This window comes from Paenibacillus sp. FSL H3-0457 (genome assembly GCF_037981725.1).
In the GTDB taxonomy this organism is placed as follows: domain Bacteria; phylum Bacillota; class Bacilli; order Paenibacillales; family Paenibacillaceae; genus Paenibacillus; species Paenibacillus amylolyticus.
Genome location: NZ_CP150283.1, coordinates 2591886 through 2617464, shown reverse-complemented (window position 1 = coordinate 2617464; position 25579 = coordinate 2591886). Strand labels below are relative to the sequence as shown.

General features: G+C 46.1%; 23 protein-coding genes. All 23 read right to left on the bottom strand.

Annotation, left to right across the window (positions count from 1 at the left end; genetic code table 11):
- Window positions 1-55 precede the first annotated feature (55 nt).
- On the bottom strand, window positions 56-850 hold the full coding sequence (locus tag MHH25_RS11775; protein ID WP_036609256.1) for a TIGR00282 family metallophosphoesterase: 795 nt from the start codon (window positions 848-850) through the stop codon (window positions 56-58).
- A 154-nt stretch (window positions 851-1004) separates the two neighbouring features.
- Window positions 1005-2546: a ribonuclease Y gene (gene rny, locus MHH25_RS11770; RefSeq protein WP_036670418.1), complete on the bottom strand. Its 1542-nt coding sequence runs from the start codon at window positions 2544-2546 to the stop codon at window positions 1005-1007.
- Between the two features lie 310 nt (window positions 2547-2856).
- Window positions 2857-3594 carry a regulatory protein RecX gene (locus tag MHH25_RS11765; protein WP_036670417.1) on the bottom strand — a complete coding sequence of 246 codons (738 nt, stop codon included), beginning with the start codon at window positions 3592-3594 and terminating at the stop codon, window positions 2857-2859.
- Window positions 3595-3876: 282 nt separating this feature from the next.
- Entirely contained in the window at window positions 3877-4941 is a 1065-nt protein-coding gene (gene recA, locus MHH25_RS11760; RefSeq protein WP_036609261.1) for a recombinase RecA, read from the bottom strand.
- Window positions 4942-5184: 243 nt separating this feature from the next.
- A complete protein-coding gene (locus tag MHH25_RS11755) occupies window positions 5185-6441 on the bottom strand; it encodes a competence/damage-inducible protein A (protein WP_340020019.1) in 1257 nt (418 codons plus the stop codon).
- Between the two features lie 107 nt (window positions 6442-6548).
- Window positions 6549-7136 (bottom strand): CDP-diacylglycerol--glycerol-3-phosphate 3-phosphatidyltransferase, encoded by a 588-nt coding sequence (pgsA, locus tag MHH25_RS11750; protein ID WP_017689114.1) that lies wholly within the window; start codon window positions 7134-7136, stop codon window positions 6549-6551.
- 319 nt (window positions 7137-7455) lie between these two features.
- Complete coding sequence (locus MHH25_RS11745; RefSeq protein ID WP_036609266.1) at window positions 7456-7947, bottom strand: YajQ family cyclic di-GMP-binding protein; 492 nt, start codon at window positions 7945-7947, stop codon at window positions 7456-7458.
- 155 nt (window positions 7948-8102) lie between these two features.
- A complete protein-coding gene (locus MHH25_RS11740) occupies window positions 8103-8273 on the bottom strand; it encodes a hypothetical protein (RefSeq protein WP_017689116.1) in 171 nt (56 codons plus the stop codon).
- 67 nt (window positions 8274-8340) lie between these two features.
- Window positions 8341-9390: a RodZ domain-containing protein gene (locus tag MHH25_RS11735; RefSeq protein ID WP_340020018.1), complete on the bottom strand. Its 1050-nt coding sequence runs from the start codon at window positions 9388-9390 to the stop codon at window positions 8341-8343.
- A gap of 66 nt (window positions 9391-9456) precedes the next feature.
- The gene (locus MHH25_RS11730) at window positions 9457-10224 is read right to left on the bottom strand and encodes a DUF3388 domain-containing protein (protein ID WP_036609270.1); all 768 of its coding nucleotides are present in this window, start codon (window positions 10222-10224) and stop codon (window positions 9457-9459) included.
- 197 nt (window positions 10225-10421) lie between these two features.
- The gene (locus MHH25_RS11725) at window positions 10422-10685 is read right to left on the bottom strand and encodes a DUF3243 domain-containing protein (RefSeq protein ID WP_017689119.1); all 264 of its coding nucleotides are present in this window, start codon (window positions 10683-10685) and stop codon (window positions 10422-10424) included.
- Between the two features lie 164 nt (window positions 10686-10849).
- Window positions 10850-11620 (bottom strand): 3-oxoacyl-ACP reductase FabG, encoded by a 771-nt coding sequence (fabG, locus tag MHH25_RS11720; protein ID WP_340020017.1) that lies wholly within the window; start codon window positions 11618-11620, stop codon window positions 10850-10852.
- 1 nt (window position 11621) lies between these two features.
- On the bottom strand, window positions 11622-12902 hold the full coding sequence (locus MHH25_RS11715) for a pitrilysin family protein (RefSeq protein WP_076249795.1): 1281 nt from the start codon (window positions 12900-12902) through the stop codon (window positions 11622-11624).
- Window positions 12903-12905: 3 nt separating this feature from the next.
- A complete protein-coding gene (locus MHH25_RS11710; RefSeq protein WP_340020016.1) occupies window positions 12906-14186 on the bottom strand; it encodes a pitrilysin family protein in 1281 nt (426 codons plus the stop codon).
- Between the two features lie 126 nt (window positions 14187-14312).
- Window positions 14313-15140 carry a spore cortex-lytic enzyme gene (gene sleB, locus MHH25_RS11705; protein ID WP_076318532.1) on the bottom strand — a complete coding sequence of 276 codons (828 nt, stop codon included), beginning with the start codon at window positions 15138-15140 and terminating at the stop codon, window positions 14313-14315.
- Window positions 15141-15335: 195 nt separating this feature from the next.
- Window positions 15336-18074, bottom strand: a complete 2739-nt coding sequence (locus MHH25_RS11700) for a DNA translocase FtsK (RefSeq protein ID WP_340020015.1) — start codon at window positions 18072-18074, stop codon at window positions 15336-15338.
- A 90-nt stretch (window positions 18075-18164) separates the two neighbouring features.
- Window positions 18165-18395, bottom strand: a complete 231-nt coding sequence (locus MHH25_RS11695; protein ID WP_036609282.1) for a YlzJ-like family protein — start codon at window positions 18393-18395, stop codon at window positions 18165-18167.
- The gene (locus tag MHH25_RS11690) at window positions 18392-19165 is read right to left on the bottom strand and encodes an ATP-dependent Clp protease proteolytic subunit (RefSeq protein WP_235193785.1); all 774 of its coding nucleotides are present in this window, start codon (window positions 19163-19165) and stop codon (window positions 18392-18394) included. Before MHH25_RS11690 ends, MHH25_RS11695 begins: the two co-directional genes overlap by 4 nt.
- Before the next feature lie 220 nt (window positions 19166-19385).
- Window positions 19386-21065, bottom strand: coding sequence for a ribonuclease J (locus MHH25_RS11685; RefSeq protein WP_036609284.1), 1680 nt, complete (start codon window positions 21063-21065; stop codon window positions 19386-19388).
- A 477-nt stretch (window positions 21066-21542) separates the two neighbouring features.
- Window positions 21543-22421, bottom strand: coding sequence for a 4-hydroxy-tetrahydrodipicolinate synthase (gene dapA, locus MHH25_RS11680; protein ID WP_036670403.1), 879 nt, complete (start codon window positions 22419-22421; stop codon window positions 21543-21545).
- A 47-nt stretch (window positions 22422-22468) separates the two neighbouring features.
- Window positions 22469-23689, bottom strand: a complete 1221-nt coding sequence (dapG, locus tag MHH25_RS11675; protein WP_340020014.1) for an aspartate kinase — start codon at window positions 23687-23689, stop codon at window positions 22469-22471.
- A gap of 377 nt (window positions 23690-24066) precedes the next feature.
- Window positions 24067-24663, bottom strand: coding sequence for a dipicolinate synthase subunit B (locus tag MHH25_RS11670; RefSeq protein ID WP_017689130.1), 597 nt, complete (start codon window positions 24661-24663; stop codon window positions 24067-24069).
- Complete coding sequence (gene dpsA / locus MHH25_RS11665; RefSeq protein ID WP_036609288.1) at window positions 24660-25559, bottom strand: dipicolinate synthase subunit DpsA; 900 nt, start codon at window positions 25557-25559, stop codon at window positions 24660-24662. Before dpsA ends, MHH25_RS11670 begins: the two co-directional genes overlap by 4 nt.
- Between the last annotated feature and the right edge of the window lie 20 nt (window positions 25560-25579).

Below are 25579 nucleotides of genomic sequence, written 5' to 3'. Positions count from 1 at the left end.
GGCAAAAAAATTCCTTCTTTTTAGACGGGTTTCCCTGCAAATTGGGACAATACCCCTATTCCATGCGCCACTCGTCCTCCGTCAGACGAATTTTTTCGATGCGTGTTGCCGCACCTGTGGCTTCATCAATTTCAACAAAAACACCGTGGAAGTGCCATTTGCCATCATCTACAACGAAACGTACAGGTAGCTGGGTGTAGAACTTACGCAGCACGGCCTCACGCTCCATACCCAATATGCCGTCACGAGGTCCTACCATGCCCGCATCCGTCAAGTAAGCTGTTCCTCCTGGCAAAATCCGATCATCATTACTCTGTACATGCGTATGTGTACCTACAACGAGAGACGCACGTCCATCCAGATGCCATCCCATGGCAATCTTTTCTGACGTTGCTTCAGCATGCATATCGACCAAAATACATTTATGGTCTTGGCGCAGCTCATCTACAATTTCATCAGCTACACGGAATGGACAATCCAGAGCAGGCAGGAACGTTCTTCCTTGAAGATTGACAATCGCTAGCTCTTTCCCTTCGCCTTTGACAACCGTGTACCCTCGTCCTGGTGTGCCTGGTGGAAAGTTCGCTGGACGAATCATGCGGGGCTCATCATCTATAAAATCAAAAATATCCTTATTGTCCCAAGTATGATTACCAAGTGTAATACCATGTACACCCCAGTTGAAAAACTCATTTGCGATTGCACCGGTAATGCCACGACCTGCTGCCGCATTTTCACCATTCACAATCACCACATGTGGCTTATACTTTGATTTCAGGTACGGTAAATTTTCCTTTAATGCCTTACGTCCCACGTTACCTACAATGTCACCAATAAACAAAACTTTCATTGATTACTGCCTCCTCAATTCCTGCAAAGTCCTCTTACTTCAAATGTTGAACCTTTGCAGGACTCTATCTCATGCTCCATGATGTGTAGTTGCCTTTTAACAGGCTATCAACAGGAAAAGTGGCCCACTACTGCGGCCACTTTTCCGTAATGCTCTATTTTGCGTATTCAACCGCACGGGTTTCCCGGATGACGGTGACTTTGATGTGACCCGGATAGTCGAGTTCATTCTCAATCATCTTCGTGATGTCACGGGCTAAGCGGAAGGCTTCAGCATCATCGATCTTCTCAGGCTGTACCATAACGCGAACTTCGCGTCCGGCCTGAATGGCGTACGATTTCTCGACACCTTCGAAGGACTCTGAGATTTCTTCCAGCTTCTCCAGTCGTTTGATATACGTTTCCAGCGTTTCGCGGCGTGCGCCTGGTCTTGCTGCGGAGAGCGCATCTGCTGCGCCAACCAACATGGCAATGACCGAAGTCGCTTCGCAATCTCCGTGATGGGACGCGATACTGTTGATTACAACCGGATGTTCTTTGTATTTCTTCGCCAGTTCCACGCCAATTTCGACGTGTGATCCTTCCACTTCGTGATCCAGCGCTTTACCGATGTCATGCAATAGACCTGCACGTCTTGCCAGAGTTACGTCTTCTCCCAGTTCGCCAGCCATCAGTCCAGCCAGATAAGCGACTTCCATGGAATGTTTCAAGACGTTCTGACCGTAACTTGTACGGAACTTCAACCGGCCCAAAATTTTGATCAGATCCGGATGCAGACCATGCACGCCCACTTCAAAGGTAGCTTGCTCACCGTATTCACGGATGCGCTCATCCACTTCTTTGCGGGATTTCTCAACCATCTCTTCAATCCGTGCCGGGTGAATACGTCCATCAGCCACCAGTTTCTCCAGGGCAGTACGGGCGATTTCACGGCGAATCGGGTCAAAGCCCGACAGAATAACAGCTTCTGGCGTATCATCGATAATGAGGTCAATCCCTGTAAGGGTTTCAAGCGCACGGATGTTACGTCCTTCACGACCGATAATCCGGCCTTTCATTTCTTCATTTGGCAGGGTAACAACAGATACCGTTGTTTCCGCTACGTGGTCAGCCGCACAACGTTGGATGGCGAGTGTAATAATCTCGCGGGACTTTTTGTCCGCTTCTTCCTTCGCTTGTTGTTCAATGTCCTTGATCATTTGAGCCGTCTCATGACGAACTTCCTGTTCTACGTTGGACAGTATGATACTGCGTGCGTCTTCCATGGTGAGGTTGGATATACGTTCCAACTCTGTCACCTGGTTTTTGTAAATCATTTCGATCTGCTGCTGAGTCTCATCAATTCGTTTCTCTTTGTTAGCCACTTGCTCTTCTTTACGTTCGAGTGATTCCAATTTTTTATCCAGCGACTCTTCTTTTTGCAACAATCGTCTTTCTTGTCGTTGAATTTCATTCCGACGTTCACGAGTGTCTTTTTCAGCTTCAGCGCGAATGCGATGGATTTCATCCTTCGCCTCCAGCACCGTTTCTTTCTTCAGTGCTTCTGCCTCTTTCTTCGCGTTCTCCACGATTTGTACGGCAGCTTGTTCCGCACTAGAGATTTTAGCCTCTGCAAGAGATTTGCGAATAAAATATCCTACTCCGAACCCAATGAATAGCGCGGCTGCAACGAGAGCGATCGTGATTGCAATTTCCATACTGTTCACCTCCTCGTTGGTTCCTCCAAGGCATTCCTTGGGTCAATTTGCAGTTTTCAAACCTTACATATGTTTGGGAATAACGAATACTCACGGCGATCCCCCGCCGATTTTCATTTCACATGTACATGTTTCCACGTACTATTCACTGTTTCCAGCGAACCCATAATTAAGAATGGTATAAATCTTAAGAAACCGAAACCGCTTTTTTGGAAGGAAAAAGGGTTGTCCATTTCTTACAGACTCATGTCCATTTTAGTATTTGACGAAAGAAATTGTCAAGAGAATGCAGTATAGAGACTCTAGTCTGCTAATCCCATAACAACGCTTCGTCATCTTCAGGGTCCCCAGCCTCATCTTCTTCAATTAAACAATTCACGACCTTGCGCACCATATCCATTGAAAAACCACGTCTCATTAGGAAGGGAAGCGTTTTATTTTTCTTCTCTTTGACGTCCCCTTTGACCTGATTCCATTTTTTGCGTCCGGCACTCAAGGCAGTCTCAAATTCCGCATCTGTACTGATCCCTTCTAGTGCCTCAACAATGAGATCATTGGCAATGCCCTTTTGACGCAGCTCTTGCCTTATCCACAGTTTTCCCTTCCGCTTGCCCTCCATACGCTGTCTTGTCCATTCCTTCGCAAATAGATCGTCATCCACCAGGTTCTCCCGCTCAAGCCGATCCAGCGCCTCTTCAATCAAAGGTGCAGCAAACTCCTTCTGACGAAGTTTCTGACTTAATTCATGGCGCGTACGTGGCTTATGCTCCAAAAAACGCAGAGACTGTGCATACGTCCGCTGTCGCTCATCAGCTAGAATGATATCTTCCAGATCCTTCTTCATAAACGTATTACCTTGAGTCATCCTGTATTTAATCATCACATCTTCAAGAACCGTAATGGAGTGGATGCCAAAAGTGATTCGATAACGAGCTTGCCTGCTCTTCGTTCGTTCTACACGTGTAATAATAAGTTCTTCGTTGTCCGGAAATTGGGATAGGCCGTCCTGTTCTGCTTCTTCATATAAATCCTCGTCATGTTGATCCATTCTGGTCTCCCCTTTCATAACATTTTCATTCTGACTACGCCAAGCACATCTTCACATAAGACAAAGAACACCAATAATACAAAAGACCGGGAACTCTGCCCGGCCTTTACTCCACAGTTAGCGTGCTAACAGCCCCTGTCCATTGGGACAGGGGCTGTTAGACAGCACGAGTACTCCCACTACAATCCATTATCCAGATTGATCCAAGCTCAATCAGATAAGTTTACGGAGTCCAGTGGGGAACACCCTCAGGGTCCTCCCTACAAGGGAGGTTTTGAGAGATTACTCGTTGATTTCAAACAGTTCTTGTTCTTCTGCTGCTTCTTTTTGTTGCTCTTCACTCGTTGGCGCAGGAACTGCAGTAACCAAGTTACTGGCTACACGAATTTTTTGTTCAATGATGTCAGCAATATCTTTATGCTCTTTCATGAACTGCTTTGCGTTCTCACGACCTTGTCCTAAACGCTCGCCTTCGTAGGAGTACCAAGCACCACTTTTATTAACGATGTCCAGCTCTGTACCAATGTCAATGATACTGCCTTCTCTCGAAATACCCTCGCCATACATGATATCCACTTCCGCTTGTTTAAACGGAGGTGCCACTTTGTTTTTCACAACTTTAATACGAGTACGGTTACCAATCATGTCATTGCCTGATTTGATACTCTCAATACGACGCACATCCAGACGTACTGTGGAATAAAACTTCAGAGCACGACCACCAGGTGTTGTTTCCGGGTTACCAAACATAACGCCGACTTTCTCACGAAGCTGGTTAATGAAGATTGCGATTGTTTTGGATTTGCTGATTGCACCAGACAGTTTACGCAGCGCCTGAGACATCAAACGCGCTTGCAAACCAACGTGTGAATCGCCCATTTCGCCTTCAATCTCTGCTTTTGGAACCAATGCGGCTACAGAGTCAATAACGACGATATCTACTGCACCACTGCGTACAAGAGCTTCTGCAATTTCCAGCCCTTGCTCACCCGTATCTGGCTGAGACAGAAGCAATTCATCAATATTAACACCAAGTTTGCTTGCATATTGTGGGTCAAGAGCATGCTCGGCATCGATAAATGCAGCTTGTCCACCCGCTCTTTGTACTTCAGCGATAGCATGCAATGCTACGGTTGTTTTACCAGAGGATTCAGGTCCATATATTTCAACAATACGGCCTTTAGGCAAGCCGCCTGTTCCTAATGCAATATCCAAAGCCAAGGAACCACTGGGAATAATTTCCACATTCATATGAGTGGACTCACCCAGTTTCATGATGGATCCTTTACCAAATTGCTTCTCTATTTGACGGAGCGCCATATCAAGCGCGGCACGACGGTCTGACAATAAGCTCACACCCTTTACTGTTTATAAGATAATGATACCTTGTTTTAACACGTTTGCCAAGCTTTTTTTCGAACATACATTCGTTTTTTTTGTAAAGGCCGAGGCGCCTCTTCCTCAAGGAAACTTTCCATTAAACAGAAAAAAGAACCGTAAACAAGGCTGTAAAGCCTAATTCTACGGTTCTTCCGTCTTCCTTAATTATACTTGCTTGGAACTGTAAATGCAATCGAAGCTATTAACTAATCAATCCATCGCCACAAGTTTTTGCCATAAGCGATAGAGAATCGCTTTGGCTGAACGAATGCGAACCGTCTCGCGATTACCATTAATACGCAGCTCATGAATTTCCGTCTCTTTTCCACGTTCAGCAAGAGCGATGAAGACAAGTCCGGGTGGTTTGCGTTCCGAATATCCCGGTCCAGCTACACCGGTAACAGCCAAGCCAAAATCAGCATCGCCAATCATGCGAATCTGCTCAGCAAGCACTTTTGCAACCTCAGGACTTACCGCCCCAGGTGCATCTTCACCTTCCAGATAATCATGAGGCACATTCAGCAGCTTTTCTTTAATTTCATTGGAGTAACAAACAATTCCACCTTTGAGCATTGACGCACTTCCGGGTATAGAGGTCAGACTTTGCATGACAAGCCCTCCTGTACAGCTCTCAGCAGCGCTGAGCGTCAGCCCCATGTCAGACATCATGGTTACAATCGTGTACTCTATAGGCACATCCTCGTTCGCGTAGAGATGTTCTGTCAAACGCTCCCGAATCTGAACCTCCATCGCATCCAGCTTCAGCTTCGCCTCTCCCTCACTCGCAGCCTTTGTGGAGACGCGTACCGTAACTTCGCCTTCGCTCGCGTAAGGAGCAATCGTAGGGTCTGTCTGCGCGTCAATCAGATCCAGAAGTCGATCTTCCAGAGCAGATTCACCAATACCTGCGAATTTGAGCATTCGGGAATAGATCGGCATCTCTTCTGTGAGTACATGCTGGAACAGCCAAGGTTTGACTTCCTGTTCAAACATTGGAATCAACTCTTTAGGTGGTCCAGGCATCACAACATAATATTTGTCATTGTCAGAAATCGCATTTCCTGCCGCGAGGCCCGTTTCATTGGCCAGAGGTGTTCCGCCATCAATAACGATCGCCTGACGTCGGTTATTCTTTGTCATATCCACATTACGATCTCTGAAAAAGCTCTCAATTTTGTCCATTGCCATTCGATCTGTATGCAGTTTCCGGTTAAGAACAGCTGCGAGCGCATCCTTGGTCAGATCATCTTGTGTAGGTCCGATGCCACCGGAAAATAAAATAACGTCTGCACGGCTCTGCGCAATGCGAATAGCTTCACTAAGTCGGTTCAGGTTATCCCCAACCACCGTTTGGAAATATACATCGATCCCCATCGCAGCCAATTCACGGGATAGGTATCTGGCATTGGTATTGACGATTTGTCCAAGCAATAGCTCTGTGCCAACTGCAATGATTTCTGCCTTCATTGAGCATCCTCCTGTACACGTGGTGAGTGATCAAAGGGCAATAGGATAATTTCCTATTGCCCCTGACCCAATGCTTCCTTCATGATTACCCAATTAAGAACAAACCATTATGCTTTTGTTAAATGAAGCAGGTTTTTGTTTTTGATAAAGTAATCGATACCCGACCAGATGGTAATAAGCGCTGCTGCCCATACCGCGATAATATCGACGTGAATACCCGTGTATGAAAACGGGAAATTGTTCAACAGCAACAGCACAATCGCCACAATCTGCACTACAGTCTTCAGCTTGCCCCAAGCACTGGCGGCAACAACCGAACCATCCAGCAATGCAATTTGACGCAAGCCGGTAACTGCAAATTCACGACTAATAATGACAACTGCAATCCAGGAATCCAGCTTGCCCATCTCCACAAGCGAGATCAAAACTGCAGTAACCAGCAACTTGTCTGCGAGTGGATCGAGCAGTTTCCCCAGATTGGTAACCATGTTATTTTTCCGCGCAAGGTATCCGTCAATTCCATCTGTGCTTGCGGCGATGATAAAAATAACAGCAGCAATCAGTTGATTATACGGAAGCGACAAGCTTCCAAGCTGCAACGGCTCTGGATAAAATGGAAAATCCACGAGCAGGAACACCATCAAAAAAGGGATTAAGCAAATTCGTGCAAGCGTAATCCGGTTGGGTAAATTCACAAGACGCCCTCCCTCATATCCTCCATTACTCCAAACAATCATCATAATCCCGTTATCATCATCCGGAACATGAAATGTACAGTTTCAATGTCAATCCATATTAACATGATCCCACTATGTAGAAACGCAAAAAATAAAGTCAACCGCTCAAAAGCAAAACGCTTTAAACGTTCCGGTGACTTCCAGAAGATGTACTGCTTTTCACAAAGTCAGCAAACGATGAGGACTGGACTTGATGCTTGACTGCCAGCAATGCACACTTAGTATAATATACGCCCAATACCGTGTCAAAAAACACTTTTGCTACAAAAAGGCCTTATTACTTGAAATTTGTATATTGCAAATCCAGAGGCAGGTTAGCACCATTTAGCAACTGCATGACAGCTTGCAAATCATTTTTACTCTTACCAGTTACCCGAAGTTGATCTCCCTGAATCTGACTCTTCACCTTCATCTTGGAATCCCGAATCAGGATATTGATTTTCTTGGCGATGTCCTGATCAATCCCCTGTTTAAAATTCAAACGCTGGCGGACTGTACCAGAAGACGCTGGCTCTACCTTTGCGTAATCAATGTTTTTCAATGGTAGACCACGCTTCGCCATTTTGGATTGCAGCACTTCAATGACAGCCTTGAGTTTGGTCTCATCATCAGATACGATCGTTAACGCATCCTTATCCAGCTTCAGGCTGCTCTTGCTGCCCTTGAAGTCATAACGAGCGCCAATTTCTTTCTCGGTTTGTGTAACGGCATTTGTCAGTTCTTGCAAGTCCATTTTGGACACGATATCAAATGAATTTTCTGAGCTCAAACCAGTCACCCTTTCAGTTAATCGTATGTTCTGTAACATTATAGAGGATACCTTAAGCAAAAGTCTAATTTCAAGCTGTTTTACACAAAGAAAAAAGCATTTTTGGCTTCCACTTCAAGTGGCTGCCAAAAATGCTTGCTGGTTTAGCTTCCAACCTAATAGCGGCTGCGGTTGGGCTGTCTGAACATATCGAGCACACCCAAAAGTACATGTGCAAGTCCAAAACCCAATATTCCGTAACCCCAAGCACTTGGAGTCAGGTAATAACCTAGGAGGCTGACAATGATCCCTAAACCTGTTACGATCCAGCTGACTGTCACAGCCATCCACCTCACTTCACCAAAAGTTAACTGCAAGTTAAGACACGATTATTGTCTCCTGCAGTTGACCCGGTTATTCGCTACCCGTGGTACCCCCTGTACCGTCCGTTGATCCATTTTCAACACCTGTGGAAGAAGTAGTGTCACTACTATCTTCACCAAGCTTCAAACGGATCCGATTGGTCGCCTTGCCATCCGTTACAACCTGCCCGCCAACCTCAATCGTGGTCGCTGCAGCGTAACCGGACTTAATATACATGCCTGTACTATCAAGCTCAAAGGTATAGCTGTCACCTTCGGCTGTGTTACCATACTCCAACTTCTCTCCACTGGAGTTTTCGCCTTTATACACTTCCAGCCAGCTATGACCTGTTGCTTTGATCGTAACCGTTACAGGTTGCCCTGCACTACCGTTAACTTTAAAGTTCGTAATATTCCCTGATTTCCCATCTTCTGCAACAGTCACATTAGACGGTGAATTGTCAGTTGGTTTTTCCTCAGTTTCATCCGTCTGTCCGTCCGTTTGGCCATCAGTTTGACCGTCCGTCTGTCCTTCAGTGTCTGTACCGCCACCATTACCCCCAGCGTCGCCCTCACCAGTACCGTCAGTACCTGAATCTGTCGCAGGCGGATTAGATGCCTGTCCGTTGTCGGCAGGTGGATCTGGTTTATCCTCAGGCTGTTGTTGACTGTCTGTAATTTTGACCTGATCAAGACCCGGATTATCTGATTCATCACCATTGTTATACACCACGTATACATACAACAGTACTACGATCAATACAGGGAATGTCCACATCAACGCGACAGACATCCACCGATTACTACGCTCAACCGGACGGCTGGAACGCTTCTGAATAACCGGTTCCATCGTTGCTTCCGTCTCTTCTTCGGGTACGTCTTTTTTGTGTCCCTCCAGCAGCTCATCAGGGTTCAGTCCCACGGTCTCCGCATAGGTTTTGATGAAAGCACGCACATAGAAGCTACCCGGCAGCACTTTATAGTCTCCTGCTTCTATGGCCTCCAGATACCTCTTGCGAATTTTTGTCATTTCCTGTACATCGTCAAGACTCATCCCTTTTTGCAGCCGGGCCTCCCTTAACTGCTGACCCAGTTCAGACATGCCATCTCCTCCTTATGTTTATCTCTTGAGTTGTTGCTAATCTATTCCATGATTCCGTACGGTTCCTTACAATTCATCGGTGTAGCTAGCCGTAAACGTATCATAAATAATCTCTTCATTGGGAATGTTACGCAATTCAATAATAATATCAAAATCATTAAAATCATATTCGGATTCCTGTACAAAAATATCCGGATGTTCAATAACTTTGGTGCTAGGCATGGACATAATATCCTGCAACAGGTTGTAATGCCGCTCACTGGAACGAATCGTACTTACAATTCCGTCAATGATGAAGACATTGTTCGGGTTCAATTCGTCTTCGGACATTTGACTCCTTATCGTCTGACGAAGAAGTGTGGAGGAAACAAACGTCCATCGCTTCATTGCACATACGCTGCCCGCAATAATAGACTCCGTTTTGCCAACACGAGGCATTCCGCGCAAACCGATGACCTGATTGCCTTCCCTCTTAAATACTTCACCCAAAAAGTCCACAAGTAACCCAAGTTCATCTCGTGTAAAACGAAATGTCTTGCGATCATCCGAGTCACGGTCAATGTATCTGCCATGACGTACGGCCAAAATATCCACCAATTTAGGTTGCCGCAAAGCCGATACGGTGATGCTGTTTACTTTGCCAAGCATTTCACCAAGCAAACGGATTTTTTCATCATCATCCGATTCAAGCAACATGCCTCGAGTTTTGCCTTCAACACCGTTAATGGTCAATATATTCACTTCAAGCATCCCCAGCATAGAGGCAATATCGCCTAACAAACCGGGTCTGTTCTTATGTATTTTATATTCCATGTACCATTGTTTAGATTCCATTTCAACACCCCGTAATGCATTATTCCCCATTATTCGACAGCAACAGAACATATCCACTGGACAACAATCTGAGACATCTTCTACAAATGGGTCACGTTAATGATATATAAAATGAAAATGAATTACAAGAACAGCTCTGTAATCCGTTTGTAATCATTAGAGAAAAGCCCCCTTGCGGGAGCTCTTCATCTGTAATCTTATGCGTTTTGTTTGGCCAATTTGACCATCAGGCACGCAATCGTACGACGCTCATCAGCATCGCCGACATCCCATAACTCTTTCAATGCCCGGTTGGAATGGTTCGCCGGATCGACTTTCTCATCAAGGAAGTCGCCGATTTCATACGCAAGTTTGTTGATGGTTTCTTCACTCATCCCCATCTTCTCTGCTTGCAGTACGCGGTCACCCAGGAACTTCTTCCATGTGTCAAAACTGGAGAGCACTGTTTTTTCTGTTGACATGATAAATCCTCCTTAGATGACGCATGAGATTTAAAATCAACAGTTGTAATATGTGCTTTCGAAGCATTTTATATACGAGCATTTTGAAAATAATCCGGAAGACGACTGCTTCTCAGCAACCTTCACCTGGTTCATTCACAGCCAGTCAAGTTTTCTTGCTTTTTTTACGTTAACCAACCGCCATTTGGACTGATGATCTGCCCATTGATATAACCCGATTCAGGGAGAGCCAAAAAATAAACCAATGATGAGATTTCATCAGGTTGAGCAAGTCTTCCTGCCGGAATTTCCTCTTCCAGCATCTTCAGTTCACTCTGATCCAGATGGCTCAGCATGGATGTCTGAACGGCACCAGGAGCAACGGCATTTACGGTTACTCCGGAAGGCGCGAGTTCTTTCGCAAGCGCTTTGGTGAATGCATTCACCCCACCCTTGGTTGTGGAATACAGCACCTCACAAGAAGCACCAGACAGCCCCCAGATCGACGATACATTAATGATCCGGCCGTACCTTTGGGAGATCATGTGAGGCATCATTTCCTGTGTACACATAAACGTGCCTTTGAGGTTAATCGCCATCACTTCATCCCAGATCTCCTCTGTAACATCAGCCAACATCCCATAGTGCGAGATTCCTGCATTGTTCACAAGGATATCTGGCATGAGATTGTGCGACTCCAGCTTCTCACGCATACGCTCAATCTGTTCCCGGCTGCGAAGATCCGCAGACACGGTCATGATTTTTCCGCTGCCTTGTTCCATGCACCGTCTGGCGGCTTCATTCGCTGCTTCATGCGATTTCATATAGTGTATAACAACATTCATTCCCACTCTGGCAAAGCGTTCTGCGATAGCCGCTCCGATGCCACCGCTTGCGCCAGTTACCAGTACAGTCATTTCCCCGATTGCCTTCAATTGTCCCGTTCTCCTCTCCATATCAAGGACTCACGACTAGCGATACAGCCAGATGATCCCACCGAATATGCTCTCTCAGTCTGAGATTTACATCTTCCAGTGTAATCGATTCATAGAGCGGCAGCATATTGAAAAAATCACCGCCACGGAATTGCTGACGTGTAAATTCATGCGCAATGTTCTCCGGAGAATTGAGCATACGCAAATATCCGCCTATTTTCTTTTTGCGTGCACGTTCAAAATCCGTGGATTCGAACCCTTTTTCTACAATGGCATCCACTTCTTCACGTATACGCGCAAGCAGTTGATCCGGGTCTTTTGTATCACCACCAATGGCTGAAAACGCATATTGCGGCGAACTGTTATACTCATGTCCAAAGCTGTCCGAGATCAGATCTTCATCATAGAGCTTCTGAAATAATCGTGTGCTTGAGCCAAACAAAAGATCCATCATCAGCTGTGTTGTCATATCTCGCCGTAACAATTGTTCCCCAGTAAGTCCAACGTCCGTCTCCTTGAATCCAAACAGACATTTGGGCAGTGAAACAGCCAGTTTCGCTTCCCGTCTGGCTTCTCCTACCTGCTCAGGCTCCGGTTCGAAGAAACGTTGAATGCTCCCCTGTGGCTTATAATCCTTCTGCTCCTGGTTCGATCGAACCATATCAATGACTTCTTGTGGATCTACACCACCCACCACAAACAAAAGCATATTACTCGGGTGATAGAAGGTGTTATAACACTCATACAACATCTCTTTTGTAATCGTACGGATGGATTCCACCGTTCCTGCAATATCGATATGCACCGGATGTTTCTGATACATGGCTTCGATCAATCCAAAATAAACACGCCAATCCGGATTATCAGCATACATGTCAATTTCCTGTCCAATAATGCCTTTTTCCTTTTCCACATTTTGATCCGTGAAGTAAGGATTTTGCACAAAGTTGACTAATGTTTGTATATTTTCATTCACATATTCAGTCGCTGAAAACAAATAAACCGTCTGATCAAAGCTCGTAAACGCATTAGCTGAGGCACCGTGAGACGCAAATGTTGCAAAAATATCGCCTGTTGGTTCTTCAAACATTTTATGCTCCAGGAAATGGGCAATCCCATCCGGGACCTTTACTTCTTCCTGTCCTTCAACCTGAAAATGATTATCCACCGATCCATACTTGGTTGCAAACGTGGCATACGTTTTCTGGAATCCCGGTTTAGGCAAAATATAGACATGCAGTCCGTTATCCATTACTTCGTAATATAGTGTCTCCTGCAAATGCTCATACCGAATGCTCTCCACCGATTATTCCTCCTTCTCATCCCGCAAGAAATAAATCGTATCCAGACGGAATTGTTCTGCCGCCTCACGTACATCTTCCTTGCTAATATGTTCTACCTGAGCCAACAGTTCTTCAGCCGTTCTTTCTTTGCCAGACAACTGTCGATTGAAGTCATAAGCGATCATCTCAAAAGCAGAATCCTGCATTTCCTTAAGCAGGTTACGGATCATTGCTTTGGTCTGAGACATTTCCAGATCACTGATTGTACCGCTTTTCATTTCTTCCAGCTGCTGCTTGATAATGGTGACAGCCTTCTCATAATTAGGGATTTCAATCCCGGATTGAATCGTTGCAATGCCCTTATGTCCGTCATATCGCGATGACGCGTAATACGCCAGGCTTTCTTTTTCACGAACATTGACAAACAGTTTGGAATGAGGATAACCACCGAGAATCCCGTTGTACATTAGTGCTGCGGCATACTGTGGATCTCCATAAGTGATAGATGTACGGAGTCCCATATTTAGTTTTCCCTGACTCACATTCAGTCGCTCAACAACGGTCTCCACTTCCTTATCTCCTCGAACCGCTGCCTGTGTCTGGTAATCAGAGGAGGACGTTCGATCTACATTGAAATGACGCTGAACAAGGTTCTCGACCTCCTCCAGTGTCGTATCCCCTACCACGTACAGATCCATACTCGCCTGCTGCAGCCACTCCTGATAAGACGCAGTAAGTGTGTCAGGCTCAATCCCGGGCAGATCCTTTCGCTCACCCAGTGGATGAAGACGGTACGGCTCGTTCTTGCACATTTCCTCGATACTGCGTTCAGCGGCATAGCGCATTTTATCGTTCACGATGGACTCCAGCTTTTTACGAACAGTCTCTCGCTCTGCTTGTACATAAGACGTCCTGAAATGTCCATTCTCCTGTGCAGGTCGGGTAAGAACCTCTCCTAGGAAAGCAAATGAACGATCCAGTAGCTGTTCATCCCCTCCAACAAAGGAATCATTAATGGTATCCATTCGGAACTGTACAATCTGGTAATCCCCGCGTTTATAGACGTCAAAACCAAAACCTGCTCCATACAGATGCTCCAGTTGCTCACGAAATTGCGTTGTTTCCGGATAGGACTCCGTGCCGCGTCGCAGAACAAAAGGTGTCAGCGCTACTTTGGTTACTGTATCTTCCCGTAAGGGAACTCCTGCATATAACGATATAGCAAACGTTTTAAAACGTTTAGTGGGAAGCACATGTATACGAAACTGTCTCTTGCTACCTCGTTCGAATCCTGATGTATTCAAATGTCAAAACCCCTTTACGGCGTCATTTATCATGCAATCGTATTAAGCTAAACGTAACAACCATTTTAACCCATGCAAAAGGCAAGAAGCAACCGAAGTCACGCCTTCTGGTTGCTTCCAACATCATCACATACAAAAGATATGCTGTCCGATTGTTTTCACTTGTGGGCGGGTCCAGATCCATTTGGATGTTGCTGTCTTCGGGTTAAAATAATAGAGACATCCACCGGACGGATCCCATCCATTCAGGGCCTGCTCAACTGCCTTTTTGGCTTGTGCGTTTGGTTCCAGATAGATCTGTCCGTCCGCTACAGCCGTAAATGCACCTGGTTGAAAGATCACGCCTGAAGGCGTATTTGGAAAGCTTGGTGATTTCACGCGATTCATAATTACTGCTGCTACTGCGACTTGACCTTCAAACGGTTCACCCCGGGCTTCACCATATACAGCGTTAGCCATAATCTTGAGTTCATTCTCTGAGAGACCAAGGGCATTGGCAGATCCCATATTGTCTTGCTCTTTATCTGCCGTATTGTTGCTACCTCCACCTCCACCTGAGGATTCCTTGTGTAGCGGCGGCTCTGTTGGCGACCATTTGGTTGACGCATTGTACAGCTTGAGCTTGGTCTCAGCTCCAACCACACCATCTGCCTTCATTCCAAACTCGGATTGAAACCATTTGACGGATTTCAGTGTGCTGCTGCCAAAATTACTGTCGATTTTACCATTGTAAAATCCCAGGTACTTCAGACGCCCCTGAAGCTCATATACATCCTGACCGTAACTTCCATATTTCACAGCGTTGCTGCTGAAAGTAGGCAAGGCTTTCTCTTCAACTTGTGATGTGCTTTGATTCGAACTTTCGGTTGCTGCATTCTCAGGAAGCAAATAACGGATTCCCAATGCGGACATCAGCAAAATAGCAGTGAAAAGCCATATGTTCATTTTTCGCATCGACTGTGCTCTACCTTTCTCTTGTGGGATTAACAGAATCGCTAAGGTTATTATGACAAGCCTGCTTGCTTCCTATGCACCAAATCATCCGATCATTGGACATCATGGTAAAACTTCAGTCAAATTGTATGAAAAAAGCCCCCAACCATTAAGGTTGAGGGCTCGAATCGCCTGAATATTCATGTGCATTACAAGCTACGAGCTTATTTTGTTTTGTTGGTACTCTTCAAGCGAGACCAACACTTCCCGTGGTTTGCTACCCTCGTAAGGACCAATCACGCCCCGGGATTCCATGGAGTCAATCAAACGTGCGGCACGGGTGTATCCTACTCGCATTCGACGTTGTAGCAGAGAAACAGACGCTTGCTTGGCCTCCAGAATAATCTGCACTGCCTTTTCGTATAACTCGTCCTGTACTTCATCTTCAGCCTGGATAGAGTCGTCCACCTCAGGTACAAGGGACTCATCATACTGTGCTTCACCTTGACCACGTACATAATTAACAATATTTTCCACTTCTTCATCACTCATAAAAGCACCTTGTACACGAACCGGTTTCGATGCGCCCATTGGCATGAATAACATGTCTCCGCGACCCAACAGTTTCTCGGCCCCACCCATATCCAGAATGGTTCGAGAATCCACCTGTGAGGATACACCGAAGGCGATACGAGAAGGTATGTTGGCTTTGATTACGCCAGTAATAACATCCACAGAAGGCCGCTGTGTAGCAATAATCAAATGGATACCGGCTGCACGAGCCATCTGAGCGAGTCGTGCAATGGCATCCTCCACATCTCCGGCAGCAACCATCATGAGATCTGCAAGCTCATCCACTATGACAACAATATAAGGCAGAACAGCCGCAGGATTATCTTTCATCAGATTATTGTAACCTTCAACGTTACGAGTGCCTGATTTGGAGAACAGTTCATATCGTTTCTCCATCTCAACCACAATCTTTTTGAGAGCAAGTGACGCTCTCTTAGGATCAGTTACTACCGGTGCCAGCAAATGGGGAATCCCGTTATATACGTTCAACTCAACCATCTTAGGATCGACCATCAGGAACTTCACTTCATCCGGCTTGGCTTTGTACAATATGCTGGTAATAATTCCGTTAATACACACCGACTTACCGGAACCTGTAGCACCCGCAACCAACAAATGGGGCATACGAGCCAAGTTACCAATAATCGTCTGTCCCGAGATATCTCGGCCAAATGCAATGGTCACTTTGGATTCTGCCTCCTGGAACGTTGCTGTCTCCATTACTTCACGCATCGTTACAACCGATACTTCACCATTAGGTACTTCGATACCAATAGCAGACTTTCCGGGAATCGGTGCTTCCATCCGAATATCTTTTGCCGCCAGAGCCAACGCGATATCATCAGTTAGGCTGACAATTCTGCTGACCTTGACACCAATGTCAGGTTGAATTTCATATCTTGTAACGGCAGGACCACGAACCACTTCAAGTACTTTGGCACGAACACCGAAGCTTTCCAGTGTGGCTTCCAGCTTACGTGCTGTTTGCATATAATCCTTCTGGTCACCCGCCTTGCCCCCATTGTTTGGCTTGGCAAGTAGACGGAATGATGGTAGCTTGTACGGCTTAGGAGGTGGCGGTGGTGGTTTCACCGGTTGTGTGTCCTGCCCTTCAGGAGTTGGAGTATCTGTTCCCTGCATTGCATCATTAGGTACTTCTTCTCCACTCTGAATCTCATCCACAGCATTCATCCCGTTTGTACCTGCATCGGATGCAGACCACTCTGTCTCTACCAGTTCATCCGTTATTTTAATGGTATGCTCGCCCTGTTGTACTAGGTTTGGATCGGCCAGATTATCCGGGAAAGGATAAGCATCGTCCAGATCATCTTCAATGCTTGCCTCTTCTGTTCTGACATGCTCAAAAAAGTCTCGAATGATCGGCGCTGAGTTAGGTTTAGCCTGAACAGGAACACGTGATGAAGCTGATTTGTTAGTTACGTCTTCGGTTGCATCCTGCCACGCCTCTAGATTGTGATCTTGTTCGGCGCGGTACACAATCTGTTCTGTTTCTGCCGAATCGACCTCATCCATTTCACGTCCTGATGTCGCCTGTTCCCGTTTAGCTCCCCATTTCCCAAAAAGTTGGAAGAATATGGGCGAGTTTCGTTTTGGTAGATGCTGTTCCTCTAATTCATCCTCATACTCGTCTTCGTCATCTTCAACAGGAACAGGTACCACTTTACGGGCGTTACCTTTCTTTCTGGCATCAGAAGTTGAAGCAGAACGTGCAGAGGGTCTCGACTCCAGCTTTTTGTACATCGAACTCCCGGCATCCCAAATCTTTGTTCGGAATATTCGTATCAAATCCACATAAGATAGACTCGTAATCAGCATAAAACTGATGATAAACATGACAATCATGATGAGTCTCGCCCCAAGACTGCCGAACAGCCACAGGAAAAGAGCAAATTGCCCAGCTCCGAGATAACCACCGCTGATGTCCTTGTTAAGCATGGAGTCCCTCTCACCTGGCACAGCAGGGGTTAGCAACTCGGTTTGCATATCATTATGTACCTGCGTAATCACAGCACCAGGCTCAAGCGCACCAACCGGAATGAGCTTCTGGTGCATTGCAGAGACAGTACTCATCAAGGTTAAGGCAAAGACCAGCAAAACAAGTCCTGTCTTGCGTGTGGTCCAACCACTCGGCCATTTCCGGTGAATCATCACCATGAGACCATAATAAATACCAACAAGTGGAATCGCAAAATAAAACTTACCAAGCATCAGTCCGAACATCTTGGAAAGCGAACGTCCAACGGTGGCTTCACCCGATAATGCTATGACAGCAAGGGTAATAAGCACAATCCCGTAAATTTCATATTTTAAAACGCCGCTAAAACCAGCGCCCTTTTTTTTCCTCTTTTTTCTTCTGGCCAAAATCAGGTCACCCCCAGAAGAATATTATACCATACAAATATAATCCGTACATATGTTCTTTTTCTGCTCAATTTGTCTGAATTCGTCGCGTTATGCTGATCCCAAGTTACCCGAAAGCGGAATGGTCGAACCAGGCATATTAGCAGGATTGAGATAGGCTTCAAGTGGACAATCCAGCAAACGTACGATAACGGCTTCATTGTCATTAACAGGTCTCACCTGCATCAATAAACCATTCATCTTGATCTCCCTCGTATCTTCGCCCTCTTTCCACATTCCCGACCAGAGTTGTTCAGGAGGCATCACGGTATATAGTGTCATTGGGTATAACCTCCCGCCTGCAGGGTCTGTCTCTTGTCTCCTATGAGCTGATTTAACTGAGCAATAGCCTGTCCAATCCCGCCCACTGCATCCATTAATCCATGTTTCACTGCATCTGCGCTTCCTACAGCTGTACCAATATCCCGATTCAACTCACCAGTCTTAAACATTAGTTCTTTGAACATCTCTTCAGAGATATTCGAATGAGAAGTCACGAACCGAACAACCCTTTCCTGCATTTTCTCCATATACTCAAACGTTTGAGGTACACCAATGACAAGGCCGTTCATCCGAATCGGATGGATCGTCATCGTTGCACTTCCGGCAATCAGGGAATATGTTGAAGCTACAGCAATCGGTACTCCAATGCTATGCCCGCCTCCAATGACCACAGTCACCGTAGGTTTGCTTAGAGAAGCAATCATCTCTGCAATGGCTAGACCCGCCTCTACATCTCCACCTACCGTGTTCAAAATGATCAGTATACCTTCAATACGCTGATTTTGTTCTGCGGCCACCAGCTGTGGAATGATATGTTCATACTTTGTTGTTTTATTTTGTGGCGGCAAAATCAAATGCCCTTCGACCTGTCCAATAATGGTCATGCAGAAAATATTCGACTCACCTGCAGGAGACTGTGTCTGCCCAAATTGCTGAATAGTCTCTGTCACGGGAGAGATGGCCTTTTCCTCCTGAATCGGAATTTCCGGCGCTTCAACTTCCGGTTGATTGGATCTTGATGCCTGCTTGTCATTCATACGTTCATTCATTTCAATAATCCCCTTCTCCAGAAACATTTAATGTATTTCCTTAGTATGGGGACTTTTCCAACCGCCTTATACCCGCTACATCAAATTGCTTCACATATTGACTTATCGCAGATCTTCCTGAAAACGCAAAAAAAGCCCCTTCTCTACGAGGAACCGTCCAATATTACTCGTAGAGAAGGGGCGACTGTGTGCCTGAATATATGTTTTTGTTTAGCCTATTTTAAACTTCCATAATGATTGGCAAAATCATCGGTCTACGACGAGTTTGCTCATACAGGAAGCGTCCCAGTGCATCTTTAACATTTGTTTTGAGTGAAGCCCACTCGTTAACGTTCTCACTCATCAACTTCTGCAATGTGCTGCTAACGATCCGGTTGGCCTCATCCAGTAGTCCTTCCGATTCACGTACATACACAAATCCGCGAGAGATGATGTCAGGACCGGAAACAATTTTTCCATCCTGTTTGCTCAGTGTTACCACAACAACAAGGATACCATCTTGTGACAACAATTTGCGGTCACGAAGTACAATGTTACCCACATCGCCTACACCCAAGCCGTCGATCAACACATTACCTGCAGTAACTTTACCTGCTCTACGTGCTGCTCCACCTTGAATTTCAATCACTTCACCGATATCCGTGATGAAAATGTTCTCAGGTTCTACCCCTACAGATTCAGCAAGAACCGCGTGGCGACGCTGCATACGGAATTCACCGTGAATTGGCAAGAAGAATTTCGGTTTCATCAGGTTGAGCATCAGTTTCAGCTCTTCCTGGCTACCGTGACCAGATACGTGGACGCCACTGTTAGCACCGCTGTAATGCACGTTAGCACCCAGACGGAACAGTTCATCAATCGTACGGCCTACATATTTCTCATTACCTGGAACCGGAGTTGCTGCGATAATGACGGTGTCACCTGGCAGGATGTCCACTTTACGGTGTGTGGAACGAGCCATACGTGTCAGTGCTGACATTGGCTCTCCTTGACTTCCTGTGCAGAGAATCACGACACGATCAGCTGCCATCTTGCCTACTTCTTCAGGTTCAATGATCATGCCATCCGGAATCTCAAGATAACCCAGTTCTGAAGCAATACCAACCACGTTCACCATGCTGCGTCCGATAACTGCAACTTTACGTCCAGTCACTTCTGCTGCATTGATCACCTGTTGGATACGGTGTACGTTGGAAGCAAATGTCGCTACAACAACACGTTGACTTGCTTTACGGAAGATATCTTCCAGCACGATACCCACATTTTTCTCCGATGGTGTGAATCCAGGTTTCTCAGCGTTCGTACTGTCGGACAACAGCGCTAACACGCCATTTGTTCCGATCTGTGCCATACGCTGAAGATCTGCATATTGACCATTGACTGGAGTATGGTCGAATTTGAAGTCACCTGTGTGAACAACTGCACCTTCCGGTGTTTCGACACATACACCAACAGAATCCGGAATACTATGGTTAGTAGCGAAGAACGATGCTTTCAGAACAGATCCAAGTTGGATCTCGGAATCAGCATCAATCAGAATACGTTTTGTATCACCCAGCAAATTCGCTTCTTTCAACTTGTTTTCTACAAGTCCAAGCGTAAGTCTTGTTCCGTATACAGGAACATTCAGATGTTTGAGAACATATGGCAGACCACCAATGTGATCCTCATGTCCGTGAGTAAGAATGATTCCTCTTACTTTGTCACGGTTCTCAGTCAGGTAAGAAATGTCAGGGATGACAATATCAATACCAAGCATATCTTCTTCCGGGAATTTAAGACCAGCATCTACGACTACAATGTCGTTGGCGTATTGGATGACGTACATGTTTTTACCAATCTCGCCTACGCCGCCCAAAGCAAAAATCATCAGTTTATCGTTATTATTTTTCTTAGACAAATGAATCTAAACCTCCTATGGTAGTTGGACGTCGTACCTTATTATTTATTTGTAAGTTAAGAAAAGTAGTCCATACATCACATACCCACCTATCGGGATGAATGCAAAAGAACACCTTTATTCACGATATTTGGAAGAAGTTCTTCGAAGTTATTCCCTTTGACCAACAAGTTGGAGTTGAAATTCCCTCTTAGCCGTTCCTTCCTTTTTCACCGCAAAGCTACACCACGAAGCGATGTCGCTTTCAATTTCAAAAAAATACCGCACCCAGTCACTTGACATCATTATACATGATTAAAAACAAAAAAAACAAGTCACTCTCTCGTTAACCTGTAGGTTTCCCCTTAGCAGTGGAAAAGAAACCTCACATTACTCGTAAAAAAAAGAACCGCAGCCTCTACGAAGAGGAGCGGTTCTTTTGCTGATCTGAAGGATATTCCCATGATTAATAAAATAGTCCATATACAACCAAAATGATTACAAATTAAGCAAACCTTTGATATAAACCTGCTCCTCTTCCGTTGGGGGAATAAGGGGCAACCGTACGGAACCAACGTCTAGACCACGCAATGTCAGCGCATATTTCACCGCTACAGGGTTTGGTAGAGGCTGTGGACACTCAAACAGGCCTTTGAACACCGGGAACAACTGCTGATGAATCTGAGCAGCCTGAAGAGGTGCTCCGCCATAGAAGGCGTCAATCATTTTCTTCATTTCTGCTCCTACGACATGACTGGCCACGCTGACAATTCCATGTGCTCCAACCGCAATCGCTGGTAAGCCTGAAGCATCATCACCGGAATAAACTCTGAAATTTTCCGGAGCACTTGCTGCAATCAGCGTAACCTGCTCCATAGACGCACATTCCTTCGTAGCGACGATGTTAGGAATCTGTGCAAGACGAAGCGTTGTCTCTGCTGACAGGCTGGTTACTGTACGCCCAGGCACGTTGTAGAGCATAATTGGCAGCTTGGTGGAGCCTGCAATCGCTTCAAAATGTTTGAACAAACCTTCTTGGCTAGGTTTGTTGTAATACGGAACAACCAACAAAATGCCATCCACTCCGGCACGTTCAGCTTCCTGTGTCAAATGGATGGAATGTGCCGTGTTATTGCTTCCCGTTCCGGCTATAATTTTGCACCGACCGGCCGCATGTTTCACTGCAAATTCGAATAATTGAACTTTCTCAGTATCACTAAGTGTTGGAGACTCCCCTGTTGTTCCAGAAACCACAAGCGTCTCCGACTTTTGATCTACAATTAGATAGTCGATTAGACGTGCCGTTTCCTCCCAATGAATCTCTCCTTGTTCATTGAACGGAGTGACCATTGCTGTAATCAATCTTCCAAAGTCCAATTCGATTCCTCCTTCAAAACAGGTTTGGCTCCTCTAACTTCAGTTATTTACAAATGAAGTTCGAATGAGGCGTGAAGTGCCCTCAGGGCCTGAACCATATCTTCTTTTTTTACGAGTACCCAGATCGTTGTATTCGAATCTGCCGATTGCAGGATCTGAATGTCTGCCACTGTCAAGGACTCCACGATTCGAGCCATGATTCCAGGTACACCATTAATGCCTCCGCCAATGACGGACACTTTGGCACAACCGGACAGGCTTTGTGGCTTGAGACCTATCTCCTGCAATACCTGTATGGCTTTCTCGGAATCACTGTCAAAAACCGTATAGACAACTCCCGAGGGGGTAACATTAATAAAATCAACGCTGATTGAATTCTCAGCCATGGTTTTGAACACTTTGAGTTGCAATCGATCTGCACCACCACCAGGCACATCCACCGTAATTTGCGTTACATTGCTCACGTAGGCGATGCCTGTTACATAACGGTCAACAATGCCTGTCTGCACATCCTGGAATCCTTCCGGATGCGTAACCAGAGTTCCTTCCGTGTCTGCAAAAGTAGATCTTACCCGCACTGGAATCTGGGATTGCATCGCAATCTCAACCGCACGTGGATGGATTACCTTGGCCCCGTGGTGGGCCATGTTACAGATCTCTGCATAACTCACAACAGTCAGTGGACGTGCATCCTCAACAATTCGCGGATCAGCGGTGAGTATCCCGTTCACATCTGTGTAGATATCCACCATTTCAGCACGTAATGCTGCACCGAGAGCTGTAGCAGACGTATCGCTTCCCCCACGACCCAATGTCGTGAAGTCTCCGTTCTCTGTCTGCCCCTGGAATCCGGTTACAACAACGACACGGCCAAGCTGAAGCTGCTCCAACACACGAACAGGACGGACATCCAATATCCGGGCATTCCCGAAATTGTCGTCCGTCACAAAACCTGCTTGTGCACCGGTCAGCACTGTAGTTGGAATGCCTTCATGTTCGAGTAAACTGCTCAACGTTGTCGCCGATATGATTTCACCACAGCACAGCAGTAAATCCTTTTCGCGTGCGGATAGTGCGTTTCCGTTCTGTGCAGCCCAGTCCAGCAACGTATCGGTCGCATATGGCTCGCCGCGGCGCCCCATCGCAGACACAACGATGACCAGACTCAATCCTGCTTCAAGTTCACGTTTAACATGACGGAGCACATGCTCTCTCGCCTGAACAGTGGAGAGAGACGTGCCTCCGAATTTCTGTACCATGATACGCATCTTTATTCCTCCATTTGTGTACGCAAGAAGACTGGACACGGGTCAAATCAACAAATGGATCACTCTAGGGAGCGTTCTGATGCGATAATTTCAGCATTTTATACGGCATTCCATGCCGCTCCTTATTTTCTGTAATTGTCTGGGACAATCGCAAATCAAAGGTCGCGGTTGTTATCGAGGTCATGATGCATACATTCACAATAGACCTCTCCCGCTTGCTTAACCTGTACTGCCCGCAAGCAGGAATGCCTTATAGACAGGAACGTGGACATAGTAGCTGTTCAATCCAGCATATTGTCCCCCATGATTTTCTTTGTCTCTCGAACCCTTCTTCATTTCTCCAAGCGTATAAACGTTGTCACCGAATCATTGTTCCATCAAGCCTGTGAAGAACGCTCCACAATCATCGGCTGCAACTGTTTGCCCTCAAGAGCACTCCAGCAAGCCTCTGGAATCAATTCCATTTTGGCGACTAACGAGTTTGGTTTTTTCACTGGATCGTCTTGCCCAAATGGCACAAAATACAAGTATTTAGCCACAAGCAATTTGGCGATATTCGCAGCATTCAAGCCCAGACCGTCATTCGTGGAAATCGCGAGCACAAGTGGACGCTGATTGCGCATCTGCGCTTTGGCTGCCATTAGCACTGGACTGTCGGTCATCGCATTAGCCAGCTTGCTTGTTGTATTCCCTGTGCATGGAGCAATAACCAGCACATCAAGCAGCTTGGAAGGCCCTAATGGCTCCGCTTCAACAATTGTAGAAATGATATCATTACCTGTTATATCTTTCAACTGTTTTTGCCAATTTTGCGCCGTACCAAAGCGTGTATCCGTCGTCAGAACCGAATTCGAAATAATCGGAACGACGTTGGCACCTTCAGCTACGAAGCGGCTAATTACCGGCATAACCTCTTCAAACGTACAATGAGAACCCGTAATTGCATAACCTACCGTTTTTCCCTGCCAGTTCATGATTTAACCTCCCGTGCGTTCTGTTCTTCCAAAAGCAAACGGATCAACGCGTCGGCAATAATGCCGCCAGCCGTTTTGGGAGCAACAATGCCGGGGAGGCCTGGCGCAAGTAGCGCTTTGATACCGCGTTTCTCGGCATACCTGAAATCACAGCCGCCAGGAGCGGATGCGAGGTCGATAATGACAGCCTTTTGCGGCATTCTGGACAGGATTTGTGCTGTGATTATCATAGTCGGTATCGTATTAAAAAGCAAGTCAACTTCCCCGGTCTGAGCGGCCAAATCCGTTGTCATGAAAGGCTTCCAGCCCATTATTGTAGCGCGGGCAGCATCCTCTTCCCGCCTGATTCCCACCCGTACATTTGCTCCAAGTCCCTGCAGTGTTTTGGCCATTGTGAATCCTGTTCGACCAATGCCAAGCACAATGCATTCCGAACCATGGATTGTGAAGTCCGTCTCCCGAATTGCTATGGCGATGGCTCCCTCAGCTGTTGGAATAGAGTTATAAAGTGCAATATCATCACGATCAAGTACTTCAACAAGTCGCAGCCCATTTTCAAGACTAAGTTCGCGCAAGAACGGCTTTGCCATACCTGTGAACACAATACAATGCTCTGGTAATGCTGCAATATGTTCCTTTTTCAAATAGATCGGTGTGTCACTGAATGAAGTACTTACTTTTCCCTGCTCATCGCAACCGACAACAGGCAGTACGAGTACATCTGCGGAAGCAAACACTTCATCCTCCAGTTCCTGGTGCTCGATCCCTGGAATGGAACGCTCTATTTTATCGAAACCCACCACACTTACCGTTGCATCCAGCTCAGCGCACTTTTGAATGACTTCAAGCTGCCGCGCATCTCCGCCCAGGACTACAATCCGGACTCCGGTCAGCATCGGGACGTCACTCCTTTCAC